Annotated in this window: 1 protein-coding gene; it reads right to left on the reverse strand. The window is 28.6% G+C overall.

Going from position 1 to position 1,272, the window contains the following annotated elements; translation table 11 throughout:
* Positions 1-244: 244 nt before the first annotated feature.
* A complete protein-coding gene (locus G525_RS21415) occupies positions 245-1,159 on the reverse strand; it encodes an MreC domain-containing protein (RefSeq protein ID WP_157491979.1) in 915 nt (304 codons plus the stop codon).
* Between the last annotated feature and the right edge of the window lie 113 nt (positions 1,160-1,272).

The following is a 1,272-nucleotide window of genomic DNA, read 5'->3' on the forward strand; positions in this document are numbered from 1 at the left end:
ATTTTTAGTTTAAAAGGTTCTGAATACCGTCTAATTACTTTGTCATTTCTGTACATAATGTTTAAAATTATGTAGCCTTTATTCAGGACGGGTCAGAATTGCTTACAACGGTTTTGTGTATGGTTAGTTGCGTGGTTAAGCGACTAAGTTAACAAATACTCACGATATAGAAAATCCGAGAGGATTTTCGTAAGTAAGCACGAACAAAGCAATTAATTCATAGGACACGGTGTTAGGTACAGTTTTATGTTTTTTTCATTTTCCACGGGCTTTCTACTCCTTTAAAATTTACACCCGAGATTCTTGGAATTAAAATTGATGATTTATGAAGTTCAATCACTTCCTCTGCGTATTTTGGAAAAGTAATCGTTTCTAAATCATCTGTAAGTTCAATTCTTTCAGTAATTTCGACAACTTTATGGTCAAATCCTAAAATTTTAAATGGCTGTCGTTTATTATGTGTTTGTTCAAATAATACTATTTGTAAATAATTATTTTTTAGATTATCTCTGTATTGAATAAAAACATAGCATAAGTTCTCAATCATTAAGGGATAATTCGTAGGAATTAAAATTTTATAATTTTGAGGTAATGAGGTGTATACACCTCGCTCTTTAATTCCCCAAAAACCTTCATTAGTAATATCAGAATTTTCATATTTTTTTTCTTCAGGTTTAACGAAATTATTAATAAATTCTTTTTTAGAAATTTCGTTATCAGAAGCGACTATATAAAACCATATATCTAAGTCAAAAGGAATATTACTACTTTGATTAATTATTTCAATAAATTTCTCTCCTGATTTTTCTTTACTTCCAAATTGCAGAATTGGTAAGTTTTGAATTCTTAATTGTTCATTTTGAAATTGATTTCCTTTTTCTTGAGCGTTTGCAGTACGTTTTAATTCTTTTCTTGTTAATTTCAATTCTTCTCTTTGAAGTTTTAACTCTTGACGTTGAAGAAAAATAGTATAAATTATACCTCCAAATGCTAAACCTGAAAAAAGAGAATTAATTGCACCAAAACTATCTCCAAAAGAAGCTCTTTCTGATTGATTGGCAAATAAGAAGTATATCACAAATATTGAGGCAATCCATATCAGTAAAATTATTACAAATATGTTCCTAAAATTATATCTTTTTTTGCTCTTTTTTGTCATTTTTGGGTAATTGTACCTAACGTGAGTCTGTGCATCAACTCAATTCGGACTAAAATTAATGAATCAATTGCTATTTAGAGAGCGGTTAAGGTAGTAATTTCTTTTGGCTTTAA

The sequence above is a fragment of the Gelidibacter mesophilus DSM 14095 genome, from assembly GCF_000423005.1.
GTDB lineage: Bacteria > Bacteroidota > Bacteroidia > Flavobacteriales > Flavobacteriaceae > Gelidibacter > Gelidibacter mesophilus.

Excerpts from the sequence above, each read along its gene's own strand:
- G525_RS21415 (WP_157491979.1), bottom strand. The coding sequence starts at position 1,159 with ATGACAAAAAAGAGCAAAAAAAGATATAATTTTAGGAACATATTTGTA.